22 protein-coding genes are annotated in these 24,489 nt (G+C 64.8%); 8 read left to right on the forward strand and 14 right to left on the reverse strand.

Annotated elements, in window-relative coordinates; translation table 11 throughout:
• Positions 1-404: 404 nt before the first annotated feature.
• The 6 genes from IVB28_RS08335 to IVB28_RS08360 form a co-directional block, all read right to left on the reverse strand.
• A complete protein-coding gene (locus IVB28_RS08335) occupies positions 405-1,637 on the reverse strand; it encodes a Zn-dependent hydrolase (RefSeq protein WP_247525600.1) in 1,233 nt (410 codons plus the stop codon).
• Positions 1,630-2,415: an ABC transporter ATP-binding protein gene (locus tag IVB28_RS08340; protein WP_247525601.1), complete on the reverse strand. Its 786-nt coding sequence runs from the start codon at positions 2,413-2,415 to the stop codon at positions 1,630-1,632. The genes IVB28_RS08335 and IVB28_RS08340 overlap by 8 nt, the downstream gene beginning before the upstream one ends.
• On the reverse strand, positions 2,412-3,185 hold the full coding sequence (locus IVB28_RS08345) for an ABC transporter permease (RefSeq protein ID WP_247528484.1): 774 nt from the start codon (positions 3,183-3,185) through the stop codon (positions 2,412-2,414). Before IVB28_RS08345 ends, IVB28_RS08340 begins: the two co-directional genes overlap by 4 nt.
• A 71-nt stretch (positions 3,186-3,256) precedes the next feature.
• Entirely contained in the window at positions 3,257-4,201 is a 945-nt protein-coding gene (locus IVB28_RS08350) for an ABC transporter substrate-binding protein (RefSeq protein WP_247525602.1), read from the reverse strand.
• A gap of 81 nt (positions 4,202-4,282) precedes the next feature.
• The gene (hutC, locus tag IVB28_RS08355) at positions 4,283-5,011 is read right to left on the reverse strand and encodes a histidine utilization repressor (RefSeq protein WP_247525603.1); all 729 of its coding nucleotides are present in this window, start codon (positions 5,009-5,011) and stop codon (positions 4,283-4,285) included.
• The gene (locus IVB28_RS08360) at positions 5,008-6,366 is read right to left on the reverse strand and encodes a formimidoylglutamate deiminase (RefSeq protein ID WP_247525604.1); all 1,359 of its coding nucleotides are present in this window, start codon (positions 6,364-6,366) and stop codon (positions 5,008-5,010) included. Before IVB28_RS08360 ends, hutC begins: the two co-directional genes overlap by 4 nt.
• 82 nt (positions 6,367-6,448) lie before the next feature.
• On the opposite strand from IVB28_RS08360, the gene hutI reads away from it, so the two are divergent.
• From hutI to hutU, 3 genes are read left to right on the forward strand one after another with little or no spacing between them, the layout of a single operon-like run.
• Positions 6,449-7,663 carry an imidazolonepropionase gene (gene hutI, locus IVB28_RS08365; protein ID WP_247525605.1) on the forward strand — a complete coding sequence of 405 codons (1,215 nt, stop codon included), beginning with the start codon at positions 6,449-6,451 and terminating at the stop codon, positions 7,661-7,663.
• Positions 7,660-9,219 carry a histidine ammonia-lyase gene (hutH, locus tag IVB28_RS08370; RefSeq protein ID WP_247525606.1) on the forward strand — a complete coding sequence of 520 codons (1,560 nt, stop codon included), beginning with the start codon at positions 7,660-7,662 and terminating at the stop codon, positions 9,217-9,219. Before hutI ends, hutH begins: the two co-directional genes overlap by 4 nt.
• 9 nt (positions 9,220-9,228) lie before the next feature.
• Complete coding sequence (gene hutU / locus IVB28_RS08375) at positions 9,229-10,899, forward strand: urocanate hydratase (RefSeq protein WP_247525607.1); 1,671 nt, start codon at positions 9,229-9,231, stop codon at positions 10,897-10,899.
• A gap of 164 nt (positions 10,900-11,063) precedes the next feature.
• Here hutU and blaBJP read toward each other — a convergent pair whose 3' ends face one another.
• From blaBJP to IVB28_RS08395, 4 genes are all read right to left on the reverse strand, one after another.
• Complete coding sequence (gene blaBJP, locus IVB28_RS08380; protein WP_247525608.1) at positions 11,064-11,948, reverse strand: BJP family subclass B3 metallo-beta-lactamase; 885 nt, start codon at positions 11,946-11,948, stop codon at positions 11,064-11,066.
• Between the two features lie 226 nt (positions 11,949-12,174).
• A complete protein-coding gene (locus tag IVB28_RS08385; protein ID WP_247525609.1) occupies positions 12,175-12,456 on the reverse strand; it encodes a Plug domain-containing protein in 282 nt (93 codons plus the stop codon).
• Positions 12,457-12,518: 62 nt separating this feature from the next.
• A complete protein-coding gene (locus IVB28_RS08390; RefSeq protein WP_346730721.1) occupies positions 12,519-13,871 on the reverse strand; it encodes a hypothetical protein in 1,353 nt (450 codons plus the stop codon).
• A 286-nt stretch (positions 13,872-14,157) separates the two neighbouring features.
• Positions 14,158-14,457 (reverse strand): hypothetical protein, encoded by a 300-nt coding sequence (locus IVB28_RS08395; protein WP_247525610.1) that lies wholly within the window; start codon positions 14,455-14,457, stop codon positions 14,158-14,160.
• Positions 14,458-14,619: 162 nt separating this feature from the next.
• Between IVB28_RS08395 and IVB28_RS08400 the strand changes: the two genes are divergently transcribed.
• Complete coding sequence (locus IVB28_RS08400) at positions 14,620-15,429, forward strand: substrate-binding domain-containing protein (protein WP_247525611.1); 810 nt, start codon at positions 14,620-14,622, stop codon at positions 15,427-15,429.
• Here IVB28_RS08400 and IVB28_RS08405 read toward each other — a convergent pair.
• Complete coding sequence (locus IVB28_RS08405; RefSeq protein ID WP_247525612.1) at positions 15,403-16,101, reverse strand: ABC transporter permease; 699 nt, start codon at positions 16,099-16,101, stop codon at positions 15,403-15,405. The genes IVB28_RS08400 and IVB28_RS08405 overlap by 27 nt on opposite strands.
• A 463-nt stretch (positions 16,102-16,564) precedes the next feature.
• Between IVB28_RS08405 and IVB28_RS08410 the strand changes: the two genes are divergently transcribed.
• From IVB28_RS08410 to IVB28_RS08425, 4 genes are all read left to right on the forward strand, one after another.
• Entirely contained in the window at positions 16,565-17,416 is an 852-nt protein-coding gene (locus IVB28_RS08410) for a 3-hydroxybutyryl-CoA dehydrogenase (protein ID WP_247525613.1), read from the forward strand.
• 129 nt (positions 17,417-17,545) lie between these two features.
• Entirely contained in the window at positions 17,546-18,010 is a 465-nt protein-coding gene (locus IVB28_RS08415; protein ID WP_247525614.1) for a group III truncated hemoglobin, read from the forward strand.
• 260 nt (positions 18,011-18,270) lie between these two features.
• A complete protein-coding gene (locus IVB28_RS08420) occupies positions 18,271-18,924 on the forward strand; it encodes a Rieske 2Fe-2S domain-containing protein (protein ID WP_247525615.1) in 654 nt (217 codons plus the stop codon).
• A 117-nt stretch (positions 18,925-19,041) separates the two neighbouring features.
• Positions 19,042-20,769 carry a methanol/ethanol family PQQ-dependent dehydrogenase gene (locus IVB28_RS08425; RefSeq protein ID WP_247525616.1) on the forward strand — a complete coding sequence of 576 codons (1,728 nt, stop codon included), beginning with the start codon at positions 19,042-19,044 and terminating at the stop codon, positions 20,767-20,769.
• A gap of 217 nt (positions 20,770-20,986) precedes the next feature.
• Here IVB28_RS08425 and IVB28_RS08430 read toward each other — a convergent pair whose 3' ends face one another.
• Genes IVB28_RS08430 through IVB28_RS08440 form a run of 3 tightly spaced genes read right to left on the reverse strand, consistent with a single transcriptional unit; the run spans position 20,987 to position 24,066 of the window.
• Positions 20,987-21,244, reverse strand: coding sequence for a hypothetical protein (locus IVB28_RS08430; protein ID WP_247525617.1), 258 nt, complete (start codon positions 21,242-21,244; stop codon positions 20,987-20,989).
• Between the two features lie 55 nt (positions 21,245-21,299).
• Positions 21,300-23,612: a molybdopterin cofactor-binding domain-containing protein gene (locus IVB28_RS08435; RefSeq protein WP_247525618.1), complete on the reverse strand. Its 2,313-nt coding sequence runs from the start codon at positions 23,610-23,612 to the stop codon at positions 21,300-21,302.
• Position 23,613: 1 nt separating this feature from the next.
• Positions 23,614-24,066: a (2Fe-2S)-binding protein gene (locus IVB28_RS08440; RefSeq protein WP_247528486.1), complete on the reverse strand. Its 453-nt coding sequence runs from the start codon at positions 24,064-24,066 to the stop codon at positions 23,614-23,616.
• Positions 24,067-24,489: the final 423 nt, after the last annotated feature.

Below are 24,489 nucleotides of genomic sequence, written 5' to 3' on the forward strand. Positions count from 1 at the left end.
AAGGAAAGTTCGGCTCCCGGGAGAGCACGGCATAAGCCGTCCGACCATCGCGCAGGGAAGGCCGAGTGATCGGCGACACCTGTATGCTGCTGTGCGGTTCTTCCTGCGTGCGCATTTCGCGCAGCGGACCGCGGGTGCGAACTGGCACTCGGCCTTCCCTGCGCCCTCTTGGATTTGAGGGTGGAGTGACCAAGCAAAGCTCGGGCGAAATCAGCCGCGAGAGCGCGAAGCCATGTCTGCAGCCGCACACTCACCGTCATCGCCCGGCTTGTCGCCTTCTGAAGCTTCGGCGCATTCCGAGGAGCCCGCGACAAAATTGCGAAGCAATTTTGCGCGGGCGACGAAGAGGAGAATACGCCCGCCACTTCGCTCTCGTGTCTGGACGCAGCCCTCCCTGGCATGCTCTATCCCGCGAGGATCCGCCGGCAAGCGTCGACGAAGACCTCTGCACCGGTGACGATATCGGCGTCGGCGGTGTTTTCGGTCCAGTGATGACTGATGCCGCCGATCGACGGTACGAACAGCATGCCGGCGGGCATGACCGTTGCCAGCATCTGCGCATCGTGACCTGCGCCACTGGGCATGCGAACGGATCGGCCGCCGGCGAGCGCCTTGCTTACGGCTTCGATCGCATCCTGGAAGCCGGTATTCATCATGGCGGGCGCACCGGTGCGCAACTTCGTCACGATGACGGTGCAGGGGCCCTTCGCACTGGCCTCGTCCGCCATGGTCCGCAGCAATTGCTCCAGCCGGGCAATGACGGCAGGATCGTCGTCGCGGATCTGGAACAGCATTTCCGCGCCGCCCGGAATGATGCTCGGTGCGCCAGGATTGAGCGTGATGCGCCCGGTGGTCCAGACCGTGCGCGGGCCGCAGGCATCAGGCAAACTCTGGTCGAGCGCGACGCAGAATTTTGCCAGCGCCAGCCCTGCATCCTTGCGCACGGCCATGCGCGTGGTGCCGGCATGGTTCTGCTCGCCGACGAAATTGATCTGGTATTGCCAGATGCCGACGATGGAGGTGACGACACCGACCGCGAGCTTCCCGCTTTCGAGCGTGTCGCCCTGTTCGATATGCGCCTCGAGATATCCGACGTACCGGCCCGGCTCGACCTTGGCGCGCGGGCGGCCGGCGAGCCCCATGTCGGCGAGCGCGTCACGCATCGTGCGCCCGCTGGTGCGGTCGCGCGCGGCATCGATGTCGGCTTCGGTCACCTGCCCGACATAGGAGCGCGAGCCGAGGAAATGGCCAAAATGTCCCTCCTCGTCGCACCAGGAGGCGACTTCGACGGCGCCCTTGAGCGAAGGATCGGCATTGAGCACGCGGGCAGCTTCGAGCGCGTAGACGACGCCGAGCGGGCCATCCAGCCAGCCGGCATAGTTCTGGCTTTCCAGGTGCGAGCCGGCCAGCAGCTTCGGTCCGGGCTTGGCGCTGGTTCCGAACACGTTGCCGATGCCGTCGATCGAAGCGGAGAGACCGGCATCGGGCAGCTTGCGCAGCAGCCAATCGAGCGAAAGCTTGTGCGGCTCGGAGAAGGTCGGCTTATGCACGCCGGTCTTGTAGGCGCCGATGGCACGGAGCGCATTGAGATCGGCGAGAACGCGTTTCCCGTCGGCTGAAGGGAGATGGTCAGGCATGTTCGGCAACCTTCAACGCCTCGGTGCGGATTTCCTCGACCAGCCGTTCCTTGAGCTGGACGAACTCCGGCGTCGTCTTGATCTTGTAGGAGCGCGGATGCGGCAGGTCCACGTTGATCTCGGCTTTGATCCTGCCGGGGCGCGCGCTCATGACGATGACGCGGCTGCCGAGGAAGATCGCCTCCTCGATGTCGTGGGTCACGAACAGCACAGTCTTCTGGTCGCGCTCCCAGATCTCGAGCAGCATCTCCTGCATCAGGGCGCGGGTCTGGTTGTCCAGTGCGCCGAACGGCTCATCTAGCAGCAGGATTTTGGGATCGTTGGCGAGCGCGCGGGCAATCGCCGTGCGCTGCTGCATGCCGCCGGAGAGTTGTTTTGGCCAGTGGTTCTCGAAGCCGGACAACCCGACCTGGCGGATGAACGCGTCGGCGATCTTGTTGCGCTCCGCCTCGGCCACACCGCGCTCGCGCAGGCCGAAGGCGATGTTCTCGCGCACGGTGAGCCAGGGAAACAGCGTATAGGACTGGAACACCATGCCGCGATCGGCGCCGGGGCCGGTCACCTCGCGCCCATCGAGCGTGACGCGGCCGCTGCTGGGACGATCGAGGCCGGCGACGATGCGGAGCAGCGTGGACTTGCCGCAGCCGGACGGGCCGAGGATGGTGACGAAGTCATTGTTGCCGATGACGAGGTCGGTCGGCTCGAGCGCCTTGGTCGGCGCGTTGCCCTGGCGAGCCGGGAAGGTGCGGGAGACCTGTTCGATCTTGAGGATCGTCACGCGAGCCTCCACGGAAACAGCCAGGCGTTGAACGCCTTGAACATGAAGTCCGAGAGCAGGCCGATCAGCCCGATCACGATGATGCCGAAGATGATCTGCCCGGTGTTGAGCAGCGCCTGGCTGTCGGTGATCATGTGGCCGATGCCGGAGGACGAGCCGATCAGCTCGGCGACGATGACGTAGGTCCAGGCCCAGCCCAGCACCAGCCGCAGGATTTCCGCGATCTCGGGCGCCGAGGACGGCAGCAGCACGCGGCGGATGATGCCGCGGTCGCTGGCCCCAAGCGTATAGGCAGCCTCGACCAGATCGCGCCGCGTCGTGCCGACGGTGACGGCGATCATCAGGATGATCTGGAACACCGAGCCGATGAAGATGACGAGCAGTTTTTGCAATTCGCCGATGCCGGCCCACAAGATCAGGAGCGGGATGAAGGCGGAGGCAGGCAGATAGCGCGCAAAGGAGACGAACGGTTCGAGGAATGCTTCGACCGGCTTGTAGGCGCCCATCAGCACACCGAGCGGGACCGCGATGATGGCCGCGAGTGCAAAGCCTCCGACGACGCGCCAGATCGTCATGCCGATATCGTAGGCGAAGCCCTGCTTGGCCAGGAGGTCATAGCCCTCCTGCACCATGGTCAAAGGGTTGGCGAGGAAGGTCTTCGACACATGGCCGCCGAGCGTTGCCCAGGACCAGAGGGCAACGAACAACACGAAGAACGCAAGGCCGTAGGCCACGCGCTGCTTCGATGTCACAGGATCCAGGGGACGCATCAAACTGTCTATCCGAATGGTCGATCATGAGCCGGCTCCGCTTTCGGGCGGAACCGGCGGCCTGCAGAAGTTTACTTGATGTAGCTCGCGTCGAAGAGGTCCTCGACCTTCGGCGCGGCCTTGATGATGCCGATTTCCAGCAGCAAATCGGCGGCCTCCTTGTTGAAGGTCAGGAAGTCGCCGGCGAAGAACTTCTGGTTTGCGGCCTTGTCCTGCCAGCGCAGATATTTTGCCGAGTTGCCGAACTGCTCGCCGCTCTGCTTCACGTCGGCGCCCATGATCTCGTAGGCCTTGGCCTGATCCTTGGCGATCATGTCAAGCGCCTCGAAATAGCTGCCGGCGAGCGCCTTGGCGGCTTTGGGATTCTCGGCGAGGAATTTCGGCGTGCAGCCGAAGGTGTCCATGACCATCGGATAATCGAGCGTGGTCGCGATGATCTTGCCCTTGTCGGGCGCGGCGCGCACGGTCGACAGATACGGCTCGTAGGTCATCGCCGCATCGTTCTGGCCGGAGACGAAAGCCTGCGCGGCCGCAGCCGGCTCCAGGTTGACGACGGTGACGTCCTTCACCGACAGGCCGTTTTTCTTGAGCATCCAGGCCAGCGCGAAATACGGCGAGGTGCCCGGCGCGGAGGCGGCGACGGTCTTGCCCTTCAGGTCCTTGATCGCTGCGAGGTCGTTGCGCACGGCCATGCCGTCGGCGCCATAGCTCTTGTCGAGCTGGAAGATCTGCTTGGTCGCAACGCCGTTGGCGTTCCAGGAAATCCAGGTCTCGACGGTCGTCGCCGCGCACTGGACGTCACCGGAGGCGATCGCGAGATGGCGGTCCTTCTGCGGAATCTTCTTGATGGTGACGTCGAGGCCGTTCTTCTTGAAGATACCAGCCTCCTTCGCCAGCGTCAGCGGCGCGAAGCCGGTCCATCCGGAGATGCCGACGCCGACCTTGACGTCGTCCGCGAGCACGGGAGTGGAGGCCGCGAGGGCAATGATTGTCGCAAATATCGTCGAACTACGCATGATTGTCGTCCTCTGCCGATCGATGGATTGACGTCCTGTTGATCTCTTCATGGAGCGTTGCACGATTTGTGCCGACATATCTCAGCCTCCCTTGAATCGCGCGACAAGGCGGTGAGAGTCACCGGGATAGAGCAGGCGCACGGCGGTGATCGTGCGCGCGCTGCGCCAGGTGTAACGGTCGATCACGAGACAGGGCGCGCCGACGGCGATCGCGAGCGCGTCCGCCGTATGGTCGTCCGCAACGATGGCGCTGATCGTGTGTTCGGCCTCGGTCCATGGGACGTGGTGAAGCAGCCACGATCCGGGCGGCTCGCGCGAGAAATCCGCGGTCGCGGCATCCGGCACGGACGACAGGTCAATCAGCCTGTCCTCGACCGCGAACGGCACGTTGTCGGCGCTGTGCCGGCAGGTGATCGCGACCACCTTGCCGGCCTTCTTCACGCCGAGACGGTCACGGTCGGCCGCGGTCGCGGCGCGCAGCTTGCGATGGATCAGCTCATAGCCATATGCGCGGCCGAGCGCGGTGATCTCGGCGCGCATGTCCGCGATCTTGAGCACCGCGGATTGATGTTGCGGCCGGCGGACAAAAGAGCCCGCGCGCCGCCGCCGCTCGATCAGATCGGCCTGCGCGAGCTCCGACAGCGCCTTGTTCACCGTCATGCGCGAGCAGCCGTAACGGGCCACCAACTCGTGCTCGAAGGGAATGCGATGCCCCGGCGGCCATTCGCCGGTCAGGATGCGTGTCTCGATGTCGGCGCGGATGCGCTTGTACAGCGTCGGCTTGTCGGCGGCATCGGTGGCAAGGCTCATGCGACGAGCCTCCGCACTGTCGCATTGAAGCGTTCGCGTGCGGCTTGGCGCAATCTGTGCCGGCCGCCTTCGACGACCTTGTGGCCGCCGGCCCAGACGCAATCGACCGCGCCAGTGCCTGCGGCAAAGATCCAACCATCGATGGCAGCGTCGCCGGCGCGCCCTGCCAGCGAAGGATGCGCCGTGTCGAGCGTGACGATGTCGGCGCGCGCGCCCGGCGTAAGCCCCACCGCCTCCTGCGCCAGCGCTTGCGCGCCGCCCGCAAGAGCATGGTCGAACAGTGTGCGCCCCGTCGAACGGCCCGCGCCGCTGGAGAGCACGTTGCGCGCGCGATGCTTGAGCCGTTGGCCGTATTCGAGCTGGCGCAATTCGTCGGCGACGCCGACCAGCACGTTGGAATCTGTGCCGATACCGAATGCGCCGCCGGCATCGAGGAATTCGCGCGCAGGAAAGATCCCGTCGCCAAGGCTCGCCTCGGTGATGGGGCAGAGCCCGGCAACCGCGCCGGTCCGGGCGAGGGCGGCGACTTCCTCGTCCGTCGTGTGAGTCGCGTGAATGAGGCACCAGCGCTGATCGACGGGCGCGTGCTCCAGCAACCATTGCACTGGCCGGCGGTCCGACCAAGCCAGGCAATCCTCGACCTCCTTCACCTGCTCGGCGGCATGGATATGCACCGGCCCGCCGTCCGCCAGAGGAATGATCGCCGCGAGTTCGTCAGGCGTCACCGCACGCAGGCTGTGCGGCGCGATGCCGATATTGGCGTCCGGCAAAGCGCTGATCGCCTTGCGCGATGCTGACATCAATGCCGCGAACTGATCGGCCGAGCAAATGAAGCGGCGCTGGCCGGCATGCGGCGCCGCGCCGCCGAACGAGCCGTGCGCATAAAAACTCGGCAGTAACGTCAGAGCAATGCCGGAGACCTCGGCAGCCTGCGCAATCCGCGTGGCCATCTCGGCAATATCGGCATAGAGAGCGCCGTCGCGGTCGTGGTGAAGATAGTGGAATTCGCCGACGCGGGTAAAACCCTGCTCCAGCATCTCGACATAGAGCAGCGTCGCAACAGAGACGACGTCGTCCGGCGTCATGGCGAGAGCGAAGCGATACATCGTCTCGCGCCAGGTCCAGAACGTGTCGGTGCTGTCGCCACGCAGCTCGGCAAGACCCGCCATGCCGCGCTGGAAGGCGTGGCTGTGCAGGCTCGCCAGTCCCGGAAGCGCAATCGCGTGGCGCTCGGTGCCGGCATCCGGTGCCACGCCCGGCGTCACCTCCGCGATCGCGCCGGCGGTGATCACCACCTGCACGTCATTAGCCCAGCCCGAGGGCAGGAGCGCGGAGGCGAAATGCAGTCGTGTCATGTTTCCATGCCGGCTGGACAGAACCGCCTTACGGTTATATGTCTAGACATATAAGTCAAGCATCCCACGAAGGGACCATTGCATGGCAGAGCGCTTCGACCGGATCTGGCACAACGCCCGGCTCGCCACGATGCGGGCCGGGCGTCCCGATCTCGGCGAGATCGAGCGTGGCCTGATCGCAGCGCGCGGCGGCCGCATCGTCTATTCGGGGACGCAGACCGATTTTGCGGTGGATGCCGATGCGGTCGAAAGGATCGACTGCGAGGGACGCTGGATCACGCCGGGCCTCGTCGACTGCCACACCCATCTCGTCTATGGCGGCAACCGCGCCCATGAGTTCGAGCTGCGCCTGAAGGGTGCGAGCTATGAAGAGATCGCGCGCGCCGGCGGCGGCATCGTCTCGACGGTAGCTGCGACGCGCAAGGCGAGCGAAGCCGAGCTCGTCGCAAGCGCGCTGCCGCGGCTCGATGCGTTGATAGGCGAGGGCGCAACCACCGTTGAGATCAAATCCGGCTATGGCCTCGACGCCGAGACGGAGATGCGGCAGCTCGCGGCCGCGCGCAGCCTTGGCCGCCAGCGGCCGGTTGCGATCCGCACCTCTTTCCTCGGCGCACATGCGTTGCCGGTGGAAGCCGGCGGCAACAAGGATCGCTACATCGATCTCGTTTGCAACGAGATGCTGCGGGCTGTTGCAAAGGCCGGCCTTGCCGACGCCGTCGATGCTTTCATGGAGGGCATCGCGTTCTCGGCCGAGCAGACGGCGCGGGTGTTCGCCACGGCGAGGGAGTTGGGGCTGCCGGTCAAGCTCCATGCCGACCAGCTGTCGAATCTCGGCGGTGCCGCGCTCGCTGCAAGATTCTCCGCGCTGTCGGCCGATCATCTGGAGCATACCGACGAAGCCGGCGCTGCCGCGATGGCGAAGGCCGGCACCGTGGCCGTGCTGTTGCCCGGCGCGTTCTACTTCATCCGTGAGACGCAGAAGCCGCCGGTCGAGGCGTTCCGCAAACACGGCGTCCACATGGCGCTCGCGACCGACTGCAATCCCGGCAGCTCGCCGCTGACCTCGCTGCTGCTCGCGATGAACATGGGGGCGACGCTGTTCCGGATGAATGTGGCCGAGTGCCTTGCGGGCGTCACCCGAGAAGGCGCGCGGGCGCTGGGCGTGCTCGATGAAACCGGCACGCTGGAGACCGGCAAATGGTGCGATCTCGCGATCTGGGACATCGAGCGGCCCGCTGAGCTCGTCTACCGCATCGGTTTCAATCCGCTGCACCGGCGGGTGTGGAGGGGGCAGTGACGGAGGAGGGCGCAGCGATCGTCGTTAAGCCGGGAACGGTCAGCCTCGACGATCTCGCGCGCGTGCTCGCAGGACAAGCCGTTGTGCTCGATCCATCGTTCTGGCCGCGTGTCGAGGTGGCTGCCGAGATCGTCGCGAAGGCCGCGCGGGCCGACGCTCCCGTCTATGGGATCAATACCGGCTTCGGGAAGCTGGCGTCGAAGCGCATTCCGCCGGACCAGACTGCGCTGCTCCAGCGTAACCTCATCGTCTCGCACTGCTGCGGCGTCGGACCCGCCACGCCCGAGCCGATCGTTCGTCTGATGATCGCTTTGAAGATCGTTTCCCTTGGGCGCGGCGCTTCCGGCGTGCGCCGCGAGGTGATTGAGCATTTGCAGGGCATGCTGGCGCGGGGCGTCTACCCGCTGGTGCCGCAACAGGGCTCGGTCGGCGCCTCCGGCGATCTCGCGCCGCTGGCGCACATGACTGCGGTCATGATCGGCGAAGGACAGGCGATCGTCGATGGCAAGATCGTGTCCGGCAACGAGGCGCTCGCCGTTGCCGGCCTCTCGCCGCTGACGCTCGGACCTAAGGAAGGCCTCGCGCTGATCAACGGGACACAGTTCTCGACGGCCTATGCGGTCTCCGGCGTGCTGCGCGCATTCGGCCTGGCGCGCGCCGCGCTCGTCACCGGCGCATTGTCGGTCGATGCGGCGATGGCCTCGACGGCACCGTTCCGCCCCGAGATCCAGGCGCTGCGCGGCCATGCCGGGCAGATCGCGGCGGCAGCGACCTTGATGGCGCTGCTCGACGGCAGCGACATCCGCTTGTCGCATCTCGAAGGCGATGAGCGCGTGCAGGATCCTTATTGCCTGCGTTGCCAGCCGCAGGTCGCGGGCGCGGCGCTCGACCTGATCACGCAGGCCGCGCGCACGTTGATCGTCGAGGCCAACGCCGTCACCGACAATCCGCTGGTGCTGGTCGAGAGCGGCGAGATCGTTTCCGGCGGCAATTTCCACGCCGAGCCGGTGGCGTTTGCCGCCGACGCGATCGCACTCGCGCTATCGGAGATCGGCGCGATCAGCGAGCGGCGCATCGCCACGTTGGTCGATCCCGCGCTCAATTTCGGCCTGCCGCCGTTCCTCACGCCTGATCCCGGCATCAATTCGGGGTTCATGATCGCCGAGGTGACGGCGGCCGCGCTCTATGCCGAGAACAAGCAGCGCGCTTCTGCCTGCTCGATCGACTCGACGCCGACCAGCGCCAACCAGGAAGACCACGTCTCGATGGCGGCGCACGCCGCGCGCCGCCTGTCCGACATGGTCGACAATCTTGCCGCCATCCTCGGCATCGAGCTTCTGGTCGCAGCGCAAGGCATTACGCTGCGCGCGCCGCATGCGACCAGTGCGCCGCTCGCCGCCGTCGTCGCGGCGTTGCGCCAGCGGGTGCCCGCCCTCGGCGCCGACCGCTACATGGCCGGCGATCTCGCCAAGGCGGCTGCGCTGATCGAAGCCGACGCGTTGCCGGCCATCGCGATCACCGCGCTTCCATCCGATCCGTTTCCGAGACTTGATTGAGAGGTCCGCATGAACCGCCGACTGGACAATGACCGCACCATTCGCGCCCCCCGCGGCAGCGACATCAGCGCCAAAAGCTGGCTGACCGAAGCGCCGCTGCGCATGCTGATGAACAACCTCGATCCTGACGTCGCGGAGCGCCCGAGCGAGCTCGTCGTCTATGGCGGCATCGGCCGCGCTGCACGCGACTGGGAGAGCTTTGACCGGATCGTTGCGGCCCTGCGCAAGCTCGAGGCCGACCAGACGCTGCTGGTCCAGTCCGGCAAGCCGGTAGGTGTGTTCCGCACCCATGCGGACGCGCCGCGCGTGCTGATCGCGAACTCCAACATCGTGCCGCACTGGGCGACGCTCGATCATTTCAATGAGCTCGATCGCCTGGGCCTGATGATGTACGGCCAGATGACGGCGGGCTCCTGGATCTACATCGGCAGCCAGGGCATCGTGCAGGGCACCTACGAGACCTTCGTCGAGATTGGCCGACGCCATTACGGCGGTAGTCTTGCCGGCAAATGGATTCTCACCGCAGGCCTTGGCGGCATGGGCGGCGCGCAGCCGCTGGCCGCGACCATGGCCGGCGCCTCGATGCTCGCCGTCGAATGCCAGCCGAGCCGCATCGAGATGCGGCTGCGCACCGGCTATCTCGACCAGCAGGCCGCAACGCTCGACGAAGCGCTGGCGATCATGGCGGACGCCGCAAAGACGAAGAAGGCGGTCTCGGTCGGCCTGCTCGGCAACGCCGCGGAGATTTTTCCTGAGCTGGTGCGCCGTGGCGTCAAGCCCGACGTCGTCACCGACCAGACCAGCGCGCACGATCCGGTCAACGGATATTTGCCGAAGAGGTGGACGCTCGCCGAGTGGGAAGCCAAGCGCGGCTCAGATCCGAAGGCGGTCGAACGCGCCTCCAAGACCTCGATGGTTGAGCACGTTCAGGCCATGCTGGATTTTCACGCGCAGGGCATTCCGACGCTCGACTACGGCAACAACATCCGCCAGATGGCGCAGGACATGGGCCTGAAGAACGCCTTCGATTTCCCCGGCTTCGTTCCCGCCTATATCCGTCCGCTGTTCTGCCGCGGCGTCGGGCCGTTCCGCTGGGCTGCGCTCTCGGGTGATCCCGAGGACATCTTCAAGACCGACGCCAAGGTCAAGGAGCTGATGCCTGACGACAAGCACCTGCACAATTGGCTCGACATGGCCAAGGCGCGCATCAAGTTCCAGGGCCTGCCGGCGCGGATCTGCTGGGTCGGCCTCGGCGATCGTCACCGGCTCGGCCTCGCCTTCAACGAGATGGTGGCACGCGGCGAGCTCAAGGCGCCGATCGTGATCGGCCGCGATCATCTCGATAGCGGCTCGGTGGCGAGCCCCAACCGTGAGACCGAGGCGATGAAGGACGGCTCGGACGCGGTGTCCGACTGGCCACTGCTCAACGCCCTGCTCAACTGCGCCAGCGGCGCGACCTGGGTGTCGCTGCATCATGGCGGCGGCGTCGGCATCGGCTATTCGCAGCATGCCGGCATGGTGATCGTCGCCGACGGCACGCCGGAAGCGGCCAAGCGCATCGAGCGCGTGCTCTGGAACGATCCCGCCACCGGCGTCATGCGGCATGCTGATGCGGGCTATGACGCTGCAATCGACTGCGCCCATGACAAGGGGCTCGACCTGCCGAGCCTGGCGCGATAGCCGCAGCTTTCGGTCACTCTCCCGAAGGGCCGCCCACCCGGACCCTCCATCCTGAAGGCCCGCCAACGGCGGGCGTCGCGAAGGATGGCCACAGCCGAGACCGCTGCCGTCGGCGATTGACCGCTCCCGGTTCGGGGAGAGGTCATAGCCGCATCCGATGGCCGTTACTTCTTTTCGAGCGCCGCGGTCTGCTTGGCCAGTTGCTTGTCGAAATCCTCCGACAGGCCGGTCACGTAGGTCGCAAGCTCGCCGGGTTTGACGAACGGATTCGGGGCGCCGTCTTTCATCTGCGCCCGCTTGGCCTGCATGCCATAGACCTCCGGGTGCGGCCCGAGCAGCACGTCGATCTTCATCGCCTTGGCCTTGACGTAGGTCGCCCGGTAATCGTCGACAATGCCGGGATAGGTCGGCTGACCGACCAACCTGTTCAGTGCCACCGTGCCACTGCAGAAGAACAGCACCTCGCGGTTCTGGTCGCCGTCCTTGGCGGTCATCTCCCAGCTCGTGCAGCCCGGCGAGTGGCCGGGCGTTGCATGTGCGGTGAGCGTCGTGTCGCCAAGCGTGACCTTGTCGCCTTCCTTTACGGTGCGATCGACCTTCACCGCGGGAAAGGTGAGATCCTCGTTCTTCTCGTCGCCGGGATAGTAGCCGCCTTCGAGCAGAGGCTTGTCGCGCTCGCCAGCCACCAGCTGCGCACCCGTTTCCTTCTTGATCTCGGCAAAACCACCGGTGTGATCGAGATGCGCGTGCGAGTTGAGAACGACCTTGATGTCGGAAACCTTGAAGCCGAGCTTGACGATGTTGTCCTTGATCATGCCGGTCGACTGGGACATCGCCGTGTCCATCAGGATCAGGCCCTCCGATGTCTTAATGATATAGACGGCAATGCCTTCGGTCCCGACATAGTAGATGTTGCCAATGAGCTGGAACGGCTCGAACGGTGCTGTCCACTTCTGCATGGCCGTCGCCAGGAAATCCTTGAGGGTCTGCGCTTGCGCGCCCGTTGCCAACAGTGCCAGTGCGCACAATGCGGCCGTGAGTGTTCTCATGGTTTGCCTCCCGTAGTGTTCTTGTCGTTTTAATCGGCCCGATGTCGCGGCTCGACCCCTGCGCAGGTTACGTTGCAGGCCGCGTTGCGGGCAACCGCTTCGCATGCGGAAAAATTCATACGTCGCCCGGGAACAACGGCATGTCGGCGGGAAAGCCGCGCTTTAGGTTGTTGTTTAAGCATGATCTTTTCGGAAAACCGCTGCGCACTTTTTGCCGATCATGCTTTTAGCGCCCGATGGTCACGCCGGCGGTCGAGCGCATGGCGGCTCTCAGGCTGGTCGCGTTCATGTCGTCGAGCATTCGTCGCGTCAGCACGGTGGTCTGGCCCGGCGTGTTGAGGATCGGCTCTCCGCGCGAGGAAGAGAGCCTGTCGGCGTTGTAGGAGGCGGACGGATCGGTGGCGGGAACGGCAGCGACTGCATGACGTGGCCGTTTGCCCGCGGCGATGGCTGGCTGCGAAGCGCAGGAGGCGGCGATCACGACCAGAAGCAACGAGCTTGCGCGCATATGCGATCTCCCCCTGCGGGATATCTGCCTAGCACACATGACAGCGATCGCGGAAGAAAGGATCAGGCAAGAGCGGCCTGGCGTTCCCGCGGTTCGCGGACGCGCTCGATTTTCCCAGGCTCGGCGAGTCGCGTGAAACTGCGATGGCTCGCCTGCGCCGGCGCTTCGACGATGACGCCTTCACAGACGATCTGTCCGCCAAGCATCTTGAATTCCAGCTTGTCGTAACGCGGCATCGTCTCGCCGGGCTCGGGCGGCAGCAGCCCGACGCTCCCCTGGATGTTCAGCGTGGCTTCGCCGGCGCCGTACAGCCGCGGATTCCACATCCTGATCCCGGTTTCCGCCCAGCGCTGCCGGATCAGCGCGGTGCGATCGGCAGGTTCCGCGGCTCTTGCGCGAACTCTCGGTACGTTGCGGCTTTCGGGAGAAGGAGACACGAGAGCCAGCTCGATCTCGGTAGCGAGGCCGGCTGTGTTGGCGGAACACTGCGCGGCGGCTATCGCTGCGACGGGGGCAGCAACGTCCACAACAGCCGGCTCGATTTCCACCGCGGCACGGGGGGAGGGAACGCTGTCGAAATGTTCCTCGGGAACGGGTTCTGCCGCCAGCACTTCGCTATCGGCAGGCGCGACACCCGGCTCGTCCACGGCGGCTTCGCCATCCACGATGACGTCAAGGCAATGATCCTCGTTGACGACAAGAGCGGGAGCATCAACCGGAGTGCTCGCGACGGCGATAGAAGAGGGCGATGCCTCCTCCGCGACAACGAACTCCGCGTTGCTCGGGAGTGCGGGACGTGGATCGCTGCCGATGACGAGTTCGGCGTCGACCGCTTCGCAGGCGATGGCGACCGCGGCCGGCTGCGCATTGACGCCCTCGAGCTTCGCCCCGGTTTCGACAGCCGGGTCATTGCTGGCGACGGGCTCGGGAACATCGGCTGTCGCGATGTCGATCTCGATGGTCGAGACCGAAGCCTCCTCCACGATGACCGGCTCGATTTCCGACGGCGTCTCCGGCGAGGAATCGTCGCCGCTGGCATCGGTGGGTGCTGCCGGCGGGCTCTCCGCCATGACGGCGACTGCGGTAGCATCCTCAGTGGAGGGAGCCGCACCTGCGATCTCGGCGTCGTCTCGCGCTGAAACCGTGCTGATATCGCTGATCTGATCCGAAGTCGTTTCCGCCACGACCTGGGCGACGTCTTCGGCGATGACAGGCGCGACGTCTGCGGCGAGCGGCGTGACATCAATGTTGCCGCCATGCGGCACAGGCCGAAGCCCGGCGAATGCCCATTTCACCACGGGGATGCGGCGCAGCAACGATATCAGTCTCGAAAGCACTGGGAGTTGTCCAGGAGGTACTCGGCGTGAGGCAATCGCTGATTCGCCAGCAATATGAAAAACTGCCTCGGCCGTCACACCCGTGTCAATGTAAGGGAGATCAATTGCAGAACATCCGCACCTTCGGCGCGCGGTGACCGCAACACAGTGCACCCGACCTAAACGTGTCTTCGAAAGCAAAGGAGAGGAAACGTGATCACAAAATCTGTTTGGCCCTCGCGAGGCCTTTCGAAATCGGGATCGCAGAGCGTCCGCCGCCTGCCAAGATATTGTCACGGTCGCTGATCAATTCCTGTCGGTCCGTGGGAGGGGACGACGATCCCCTCCCGGAACTCCGATCTTCCGACTATTTGCGATCTTCCGACTATTTGCCCGAGCCAGCACCGCTGCCCGAGCCTGCGCCGCCGCCAGAGGCGCCACCGGCCTGGCTGCCCATATTGTTGGTGTTGGTGCCGCCGGCCGACGGCTGCGCACCCTTGCTGTCGCTGGCCTCGTTCTGCATGTTCGACGACCGTCCTGTCGTCATGCCCTTGGTGGCGGGACCTCGCGATGAGGGGCCGACGTCGCTTTGGTCGGAGGCGCCCGGAGCGGGTTGTGTCTGCGCGACGGCGCCACCGGTCGCCAGCGCCATGATGCATGCGGATGCCAAGATGATCTGCTTCATTGGATTCTCCTTGACTTTACATCCCGACAATCCGCCTGAGCCAACGACGTTCCTGCCGCTTTGCAGCCACCCGTTCAACTCTCTGCGGCTTTAACATCGGGGGTTCCCCTCTTCATCGACAGGGACTATTCAGGTCCGTCATTGTTGGTTGAGGAACGACGCATGAAGAAGATTGCTGCCCTGGGAGCGGTACTGCTCTGGTCCACCATCGCATTCGCGCAGGATCGCTCCATCACAGTCGCCTCGACCACCTCGACGGAACAATCAGGCCTGTTCGGCCATCTGCTGCCGCTGTTCACGAAGGCGGGGGGCATCGGCGTGAAGGTCGTCGCCGTCGGCACCGGCCAGGCGCTGGATATCGGGCGGCGCGGCGATGCCGACGTGGTGTTCGTCCATGACAGGCCCGCCGAAGACAAGTTCATGTCGGAAGGGCAAGGCGTGAAGCGCTTCGACGTCATGTACAACGACTTCGTCATCGTCGGCCCGAACAGCGATCCCGCAAAGATTGCCGGCGGCAAGGACGTTGCGGACGCGCTGCGCAAGATCGCGGCGGCGAAGGCGCCGTTCATCTCGCGCGGCGACAAGTCCGGCACGCATGCCGCCGAGCTCCGGCTTTGGAAGGAAGCGGGCGTCGACATCGGCGCGGCGAAGGACAATTGGTACCGGGAGATCGGCCAGGGCATGGGCCCGGCGCTGAACATGGCCTCGTCGTCGAACGCCTATCTGCTTTCGGACCGGGGCACGTGGCTGTCGTTCAAGAACCGTGGCGAACTCGCCATCCTGACCGAAGGGGACAAGCGACTGTTCAACCAGTACGGCGTCATGCTGGTGAATCCCGCCACGCATCCGAACGTGAAGGCGAAGGACGGGCAGGCCTTCATCGACTGGCTCGTCTCCCCGAAGGGACAGGAGGCGATCGCCGGGCACAAGGTCGGCGGCGAGCAGCTATTTTTCCCCAACGCGTCCCACTAGCAGGAAGGCGACGGTCGACACCGCCACGCTCAGTGCGAGCAGGATCAGCCCGAGCCCGAGTGCCAGCGGCAGGTCGCCTTTGCTGGTCTCCAGCGCGATCGCGGTCGTCATCGTGCGCGTGAAGCCGCGGATGTTGCCGCCGACGATGAGGATGGCGCCAACCTCGGCGATGGCACGTCCGAACGCCGCGAGAAAGGCCGTCAGCAGCGAGGTTCGACCGAGCGCGAACAGCAAGCCGATGCTGCGCAGTGTCGACAGCCCGTCGATCCGTGCCAGGTCGCCATATTCTGCCCACAGCAGGCTCGCTGGCCGGTGCACCAGTGCGACCACGATCGGTGTCGCGAGCAGCGCCTGCGCGATCACCATGGCCGCCGGCGTGAACAACAGGCCGGCCGCCCCGAGGGGGCCGGACCGCGACAACAGAAGATAAAGCGCGAGCCCGACCACGACCGGCGGAAGACCAAGCAAGGCATTGGTCAGGACAATGATAACCTGCCGTCCGCGGAACCGGGTGATCGCAAGCAGGACTCCGAACGGCGCGCCGATCAGAAGCGCGACGATGCTGGCGGTGAGGCTGACGCGCACCGACAAGGCGACGATGCCCAGAAGTTCGGCATCGGCCTCGCCGATCAGCGTGAAGGCGGCCGTGATAGATTGCGCGAAGTCGTTCATCCGGCCTGATGCCGTTGCGCCGGCTCGATGCCGGTGATCCCGATCAAATCCATCGCGAAATCCCTCGCCCTCAGCAGCTTGCCCCGCCAGCTCGGCCTACGTCGGCCGCGGACGGGGTCGTTCACGCACATCCTCGGATGGCAGCTGCACCGGTTCTGGCCGCTGTGCTCGCCACAATCAAGAGGTCGCAATCCCGGATGTTGGGGGTGGGCTCTCGTCCATGTGACATCGGGGTGCCCGATGTCGTTCGACCACGTCGGGCCGCCCGACACAGAATCGGGCAGTTCGGGCGGGCATAGCCCAAATCCTCCAGGCCGGCGCTAGATGGCTTTATTCCGCCCATGGATGCTTTAAGGAAGGGGCAGGGTCGGGTCGCACCCTCAGTGCCAGACCCTGACGCGGGAAACAGGTGGGGGCCGGAGCGATGCTGGCAGACCCTCACGATGAGAAGGATAGGACGCAAATGATCCAGACCGTTGGTATCATCGGAGCAGGGACCATGGGAAACGGCATCGCGCAAATCTGCGCGGCAGCCGGGCTCTCGGTCGTGATGGTCGACATTTCCGATGCGGCGGTGAACCGCGGGATTTCGACCGTCGGCGGCAGCCTCGAGCGCCTGGTCAAGAAGGAGAAGATGTCGGCGGCCGATCGCGACGCCACGCTCAAGCGCATCACCGGCACCACCGACCGCGCGAAGCTCGCCGATTGCGATCTCGTTATCGAGGCCGCGACCGAGAATGAGGAGCTCAAGGTCAAGATCCTGAAGGATCTCTGCGCCACCTTGTCGCCGCGCACGCTGGTTGCGACCAACACCTCGTCGATCTCGATCACCAAGCTCGCCGCCGCGACCGACCGTCCCGACCGTTTTATCGGTATGCACTTCTTCAACCCGGTGCCGGTGATGGCGCTGCTGGAACTCATCCGCGGCTTGCAGACCTCGGACGACACCCACGCCAAGGCGCTCGATTTCGCCCAGCGCATCGGCAAGGTGGCGATCACGGCGAAGAACAGCCCGGGCTTTGCCGTCAACCGCATCCTGTGCCCGATGATCAACGAAGCGATCTTCGCGCTTCAGGAGGGGATTGCGACGGCGGAAGAAATCGACGCCGGCATGAAGCTCGGCTGCAACCATCCGATCGGGCCGCTGGCTCTGGCCGATCTGGTCGGGCTCGACACCATGCTTTCGGTGATGGAGGTCTTTTACAAGGGCTTCAACGATCCTAAATATCGGCCAGCGCCACTGCTGAAAGAGATGGTCGATGCCGGCCATCTCGGCCGCAAGACCGGGCAGGGCTTCTACACCTATAGCGGCTGATCAGGGCGCCGGGCTTCGGCGTGCGCGCCGGATTCCGCACTTTGCGCTGCGACAAAGACGGCGCGCGCAATCGGCCCGACAATCTCGAACGGACGGACTGCAGGAACAACGGAACGGAGCGCGAAGGACATGTCGGATCGACTGATGGCCGAGCGCGAGGCGGCGGCCGGGCGGCGGAATCTGTTGATCCAGGATGCGATCGAGCGCACCGGGATCACTGAGGAGATGATCGGGGAACTCGTCACCCGCTTCTACGGGCGCGTTCGCGAAGACGCACGGCTGGGACCGGTGTTTGGGGTCGTGCAGAATTGGGACGAGCATCTCGCCAAGCTCAGGGATTTCTGGTCCTCTGTTGTGCTGATGAGCGGCCGATACCAGGGCTCGCCAATGCGGGCACATCTGCCGCTGAGTCTGGTCGGCGCTCATTTCGATCGCTGGCTCGATCTGTTCGAGCAGAGCGCGCGCGAGGTTTGCCCACCGCCGGCGGCTGCGCTGTTCATCGACAAGGCGCGTCGCATCGCCGACAGTTTCGAAATGGCGTCGGCGACGGTCGCTGGTTCTATCGCGGCGCCGCGCCACGTGCTCAGGCCCTGACGACCAGCGGCTGCCCGCAAAATATGCGGGCGCATCGTGCCGCGTTTGCGGAGCGCGATGCATGCGCTGCACCAATTCCAACATCATTGGTCTGATCTGCAAAATCGTCATGCGGATCGCCCGGCGCGACGTTGAAATTGCGAAAACGCGCTTGAATGGATTCATCCTCGCTCAATCACCGCGAGCAAAGCCATATTGATGCGCTGCGGTGCCAACTCTTCGCCTTTTTTTCGGCAGAGTTCCAGCGCCTCCTTGCAAACATGTCCCGCACATCGTTCACGACCAATTCCTCATCGTCCGGAAACATCACGGAACCCGAAGCCGACCCGTGCGCCGAGCAGACGCGGCGAACGGTTCTGCTTGGCGCAATCGCGACCACCGCCTGCCTCGGTTGTTCCGCGTACGCGCGTGCGGGCGAGGATCCGCCCGGCTCCGACGAACGGCCCCAGAAAGGCGATGTGCTCGTCTTCGCCGAAGGCGACAACGAAGGAAAGCTCATCACCGCGGCCGACCTGTCCGCTGGTGGACCGCCGGTGCATGCCTGGCCGAAGGATCCCAAGACATCGGTGGTGCGCAGCGCCTCGCGACTCAACGAGATCCTGATTATCAGGCTCGATCCCGCCGAGCTCGACGAGAAGACCCGCGAGCGCGCCGTCGACGGCATCATCGCCTATTCGGCGATCTGCTCTCACGCCGGCTGTCCGGTCACGGCCTGGGTGAAGAGCGATGTCGGCGACAAGGAGGTGTTCAAGTGCATGTGTCACAACTCCGAATACGATCCTCGTGCGGGCGCACAGGTCGTGTTCGGGCCGGCGCCGCGACGGCTCGCTTCGCTACCGCTGGCGCTCTCCGACGGCTCGCTCAGCGTCGCCGGCAACTTCATCGGAAAGGTAGGTGGCGCGCAGCCGGGATGATGGACAGTGCGGGCCCGCGCCCGCTCACGAGAGACCGCATCCGCCACGGGGCGGACGGCGGGACGAACGACAAGAATTCAACACAAGAATTCAAACGGATGAAAAAGGGGAACGTCCATGACCAGGAAGCAATGGTTACTGTCCGGCTTCGTCGCCTTTACCTGCCTCGCTTCGACCGCCGCCGTATCGGGCCCGATCGAGAATTACGCGCCGGTCACCGCACAGCGGCTGGAGAATCCGGAACCAAGCAACTGGATGCTTTATCGGCGCACCTATGACGGGCACGGCTATAGCCCGCTCGAGCAGATCAACACCTCCAACGTGAAGAACCTCACGCCGGTCTGGACCTTTGCCACCGGCGTCGTCGAAGGCCACGAGGCGCCGCCGATCGTCAACAACGGCGTGATGTTCGTCGCGACCCCGATGGGGCAGGTGATCGCTCTGAATGCGAAGACCGGCGACGAATACTGGCGCTACAAGCGGCAGCTTCCCGACGATCTGTTCCAGCTGCATCCGACCAGCCGCGGCGTCGGCCTCTGGGAGGACAAGCTCTACCTCGCCACCACGGACGACCACGTCGTCGCGCTCGACGCGAAGACCGGCAAGGTGGTGTGGGACACCAAGGTGCAGGACTACAAGAAGGGCCAGTACATGACCCTGATGCCGCTGATCATCGACGGCAAGGTCATTGTCGGCGGCTCCGGGGGCGAGTTCGGGGTGCGCGGCTATATTGCCGCCTATGATGCCAAGGATGGCAAGGAGCTGTGGCGAACCTTCACCATTCCCGGCGAAGGCGAGCCGGGGCATGACACCTGGCAGGGCGACGACTGGAAGAACGGCGGCGGCTCGGCCTGGATGACCGGCAATTACGACAAGGAGACCAAGACGATCTATTGGGGCGTCGGCAACGCAGCGCCATGGCCCGGCGAGACCCATCCCGGCGACAATCTCTACACCTCCTCTGTGCTCGCGCTCGATCCCAACACCGGCAAGATCAAGACCTATCACCAGTATCACCAGAACGATTCCTGGGACTGGGACGAGGTCGACGCGCCGATGCTGATCGACCTGCAACGCGACGGCCGCAACATCAAGAGCCTGGTCCATCCTGGGCGCGACGCGATCTTCTGGATACTCGAACGCACGCCGACGAAGATCAACTATGTCGCCGGCTGGCCGTTCGTTTTCACCGACGTCTGGAAGGGTATCGAACCCGAGAGCGGCAAGCCGATCGTCGACCCCGCGCACAAGCCGGTGATCGGCAAGCGCGTCGAGTTCTGTCCGTCGCTATGGGGCGGCAAGGACTGGCCGTCGGCGGCCTACAGCCAGAAGACCGGCCTCGTCTACGTGCCCGCCAACGAGAATTTCTGCGGCGGGTTCACCGGCGAGAAGGTCGCGCTGAAGCCAGGCGAGCTCTGGCTCGGCACCAAGCCGGAGGACATCGGGCTGACGACGAAGCCGGGCGCGGACCATTTCGGCGAGCTGCAGGCTTGGGATCCAGCTACGGGGAAGAAGGTCTGGCAGCATAATTTCCCGAAGTCGCAGCTGTTCGGTTCGGTGACGGCGACCGCGGGCGATCTCATCTTCGTCGGCGGCACCAATGACCGCAACTTCCGGGCGTTCAATGCCAAGACCGGCGAACTCCTATGGGAGCAGAAGACCAACTCCGGCATCATGGGCATGCCGGTGTCCTATGAGATCGACGGCACGCAGTACATCGCGATCCAGTCGGGGTGGGGCGTGGACGCGCAGCGCATCCAGGATGCGCTGGTGACCAACAACATCGGCATCGAAGCCAACGTGCCGCAAGGCGGCGTCATCTGGGTGTTCGCACTGAAGAAGTAACTCCGCGGGCGGATCGAAAGAAGCGGAGGCGCAGGGGGTGGCGAATGCGGCGGACGGTAACGTCCGCCGCATCTTTTTGTGGGGAAAGGGATTGCTCTCGCGGCCGCGTGCTCGTCGTCATGCCCGGTCCTGTCCCGTTTATCCATGTCTTCGTGCGGCGGCAAAGGACGTGGATGGCCAGGACAAGCCGGCCATGACGGCGTGAGGTCTGCAAAGCCTACTTTCCCTCGCGCTCGACCTTGTCCTTTTCCTTCTGGTTCATCTCACGAATCTTGGGATCCGGATTGTGCTGCCCGGTGGTCTGGGTGGTCGAGGCGGGCGGGGCGTTGGCGTTGGGAAGCGACGTCTGATCCGGCGTGCTGGGGCGCGTCGCGGTGGTCGGCGGCGCCGTATTGCCTTGGGCGAATGCGCCGGAGGTCGTCAAAAGAAAGGCGCCCGACAGCGAGACTGCGAGCGCCCTTGAGATGTTGGTCATCGATCTGCTCCTGTCAGATCGATGGAAACGGCGTGAGGCCGCTTCTAGTTCCGACTCACGCCTCCAATTGCTTGCCGATCGGCAGCGAGCGGATGCGTTTTCCCGTCGCGGCGAAGATCGCATTGATCAGCGCCGGCGCGAATGGCGGCACACCAGGCTCGCCGACGCCGCTGGGCGGCGTGTCGGGGCCGGGCGGCACGATGTAGACATTGGTCACCACAGGAGAGTCGTCCATCCTGACGACCTGGAAGTCGTCAAAATTCTTCTGCTGCACCTTGCCGTCCTTGAAGCTGATCTCGCCGTATTTGGCGAGGCTCAGCCCCATGATCGCGGCGCCCTCGATCTGCGAGGCAATGCGCTCGGGGTTGACGTAAGTGCCGCAGTCGATGGCGGTATCGACCCGCGGTACCGTGAGCTTGCCCTTGTCGTCGACGGCCACCTCGACGATGGTCGCGATGTAGCTGACGAAGCTGCGGTGCACGGCAATGCCGAGACCGTGGCCCTTCGGGACCTGGCGACCCCACTCGCCCTTCTCGGCGACCAGCTCGACGACCTTGCGAAGGCGCGCAGTGTCGATCGGGTAGCTGTCCTGGGGCTCGCCATAGTTCCACAGATCCTTCACCTCGGGTTTGACGATCCGCGGGCTGCCGATCAGCGCGAGCAGCGTCTCCTTCTGGTCACGCCCCGTCGCCTGCGCGATCTCGCTCACCATCGACTGTACCGCGAAGGCGCGCGGGATGTTCGAGACCGAGCGGAACCAGCCGATGCGGGTATGCGCGGCGGCCTCCGGATTCTCACACGAGATGTTTGCGATCTCAAACGGCATGTCGACGAGGCCCATGCCGATCTCGAACGGCGCCTGATGCACCGTGCCGGCGGCAAAGGTCGAGGCGATGCTGGGAGCTACGCTGCGGTGGCGCCAGGCAATCACCTTGCCGCTCTTGTCGAGGCCGGCCTCGATCCGCTCGGCCGAGACGGTGTGCAGGAAGCCGTTACGAATGTCGTCCTCCCGCGTCCACTGCACTTTCACCGGCGCGCCGAGCTCCTTCGACAGCAAGGCAGCCTCGAGCGCAAAGTCGCACTTCGATTTGCGGCCGAAACCCCCGCCGAGCAGCGTGACGTTGACGGTGACGTTGCCCTCGGGAATGCCGAGCGTCTTGGCGACGTCGTCGCGCGTGCCACCCGGGCTCTGCACCGGCGCCCAGATATCCGCCTTATCGCCCTTGACGTCGGCGACTGCCACCGGCGGCTCCATGCTGACATGAGCAAGATGCGGGATGTAATACTCGCCGACGATGACCTTGTCGGCGCCCTTCAGCGCAGCATCCGCATCGCCCTCCTTGCGCAGCACGAGGCCGGGCTTGCGTGAGGCCTCCTCGAGCTCCTTGCGGTAGGCGACCGAGTCGTACTTGCCGTTAGGCCCGTCGTCCCAGACCAGCTTCAATGCGTCGCGGCCCTTGATCGCCGCGCCGGTGTTGCGCGCGATCACCGCGACGCCGCCGAGCGGCTGGAACTTCGATGGCCACGGCCAGCCCTGAACCTTCATCACCTTCTCGACGCCGGGGACCTTCAGTGCCGCCTCCGGATCGAACGAGACCAGCTTGCCGCCGGTCACCGGCGGACGTGCGATCACGGCATATTTCATGCCCGGCAGCCGCACGTCGGCGCCGTAGCGCGCCTTGCCGGTGGTGATGTCGTGGAGGTCGACGATGCCGACCTGGCCCTTGCCGAGATAGCGGAAGTCCTTGGGGTCCTTCAGCTTGAGGCCCTCGATGCTGGGCACCGATTCCTTGGCGGCGTCGGCTGCCAGCTCGCCGAAACCGAGCTTGCGGCCGCTGGCGCTGTGGACGACCTCGTGATTGACGGTCTTCACCTCGGTCGCCGGCACGCCCCAGCGCTTGGCCGCAGCCTGCTCCAGCATGGTGCGGGCGGAGGCACCGATTTGGCGCATCGGCATCAGATAATGCCGTGTGCTGCGCGAGCCGTCGGTATCCTGGTTGCCGAACTTCACCTCGTCGCCATGGGCCTGCTGCACCTTGACCCTGGACCAGTCGGCTTCCATCTCCTCGGCCACGATCAGCGGCAGGCTGGTGCGCACGCCGGTGCCCATTTCCGAACGGTGCCCGACGATCGTGACAATGCCGTCCGGGGCGACCGAAACGAACACGCGCGGATCGACCACGACGCCATGCGGCATCTTGCCGGCACCGGTTTCGTAAGCGAGCGCCTGGCGCGACATCACGGGCGCGGCGAGCACGAAGCCGCCGGTGATGCCAAGCCCCTTCAGGATGCTGCGGCGCGAGACCTTCTCGACCCTGACGTGCTTCTCGAAACCGCGAATCTTGCGGGGATTGTCGATGAAATTCATGTCACACTCCCGTCGATGCGAGGTGGACCGCGTTCTCGATCCGTTGGTAACAGCCGCAGCGGCAGATGTTGCCGGACATCGCCTCGCGGATCTGGTCATGCGAGGGCTTTGGGTTGTCCATCAGAAGCGCGGCGGCCTGCATGATCTGGCCGGTCTGGCAGAAGCCGCATTGGGGCACGTTGACCTGGCGCCAGGCCTTTTGCACCGGATGATCGCCGTTCGGATGCAGCCCTTCGATCGTGGTAACTTCGCGTCCGGCGACGTCGTTCACGGACGTGATGCAGGCCCGTACCGCCTGCTTGTCGACAATGACGGTGCAGGCGCCGCACAGGGCCTGGCCGCAGCCATATTTGGTCCCGGTCAGCCCGGTCTCATCGCGCAGGAACCAGAGTAGCGGGAGATCCGGGTCGCCGTCCCAGCTCTGTTCCTGGCCGTTGATCTTCACCTTGATCATGATCATCCCTCGCTCTTCATAAGCATGCCAAATTTAGAACTCGCCGACGCCAGCCGGCCCAGAACCGGTCGCGCCGCGTCGTCATATTCCGGCCCTCGATTCCGCACGGGCAGATCCCGGCAGGAGGCAGGAACGTGAATCTCGATGTCCGGATGTGTTCGATACCTCCCGTTTTTCTTCTTAATTGATTGTATTTCGCGCGGCATCTTGACGGCGCGATCGTAACAGAGATCGCGCCGGCCCGGCGTTCACAGCCGGGTGTTCTCACCGGGAAAAGATTGCATCGATGGTTTGTCAAAAGCAGGGCGAGTCATCGCGCCGCGTGGACTTCGCGTTCGCAAACGGGAATTGCGATGAAAAGGGCTTCGTCCGCCAGAAAGCCTGCGCGGACGAAGCAAGATGCCTCAGTCGAGGGAGGGAGAA

It is taken from the genome of Bradyrhizobium sp. 199 (assembly GCF_023073355.1).
GTDB lineage: Bacteria > Pseudomonadota > Alphaproteobacteria > Rhizobiales > Xanthobacteraceae > Bradyrhizobium.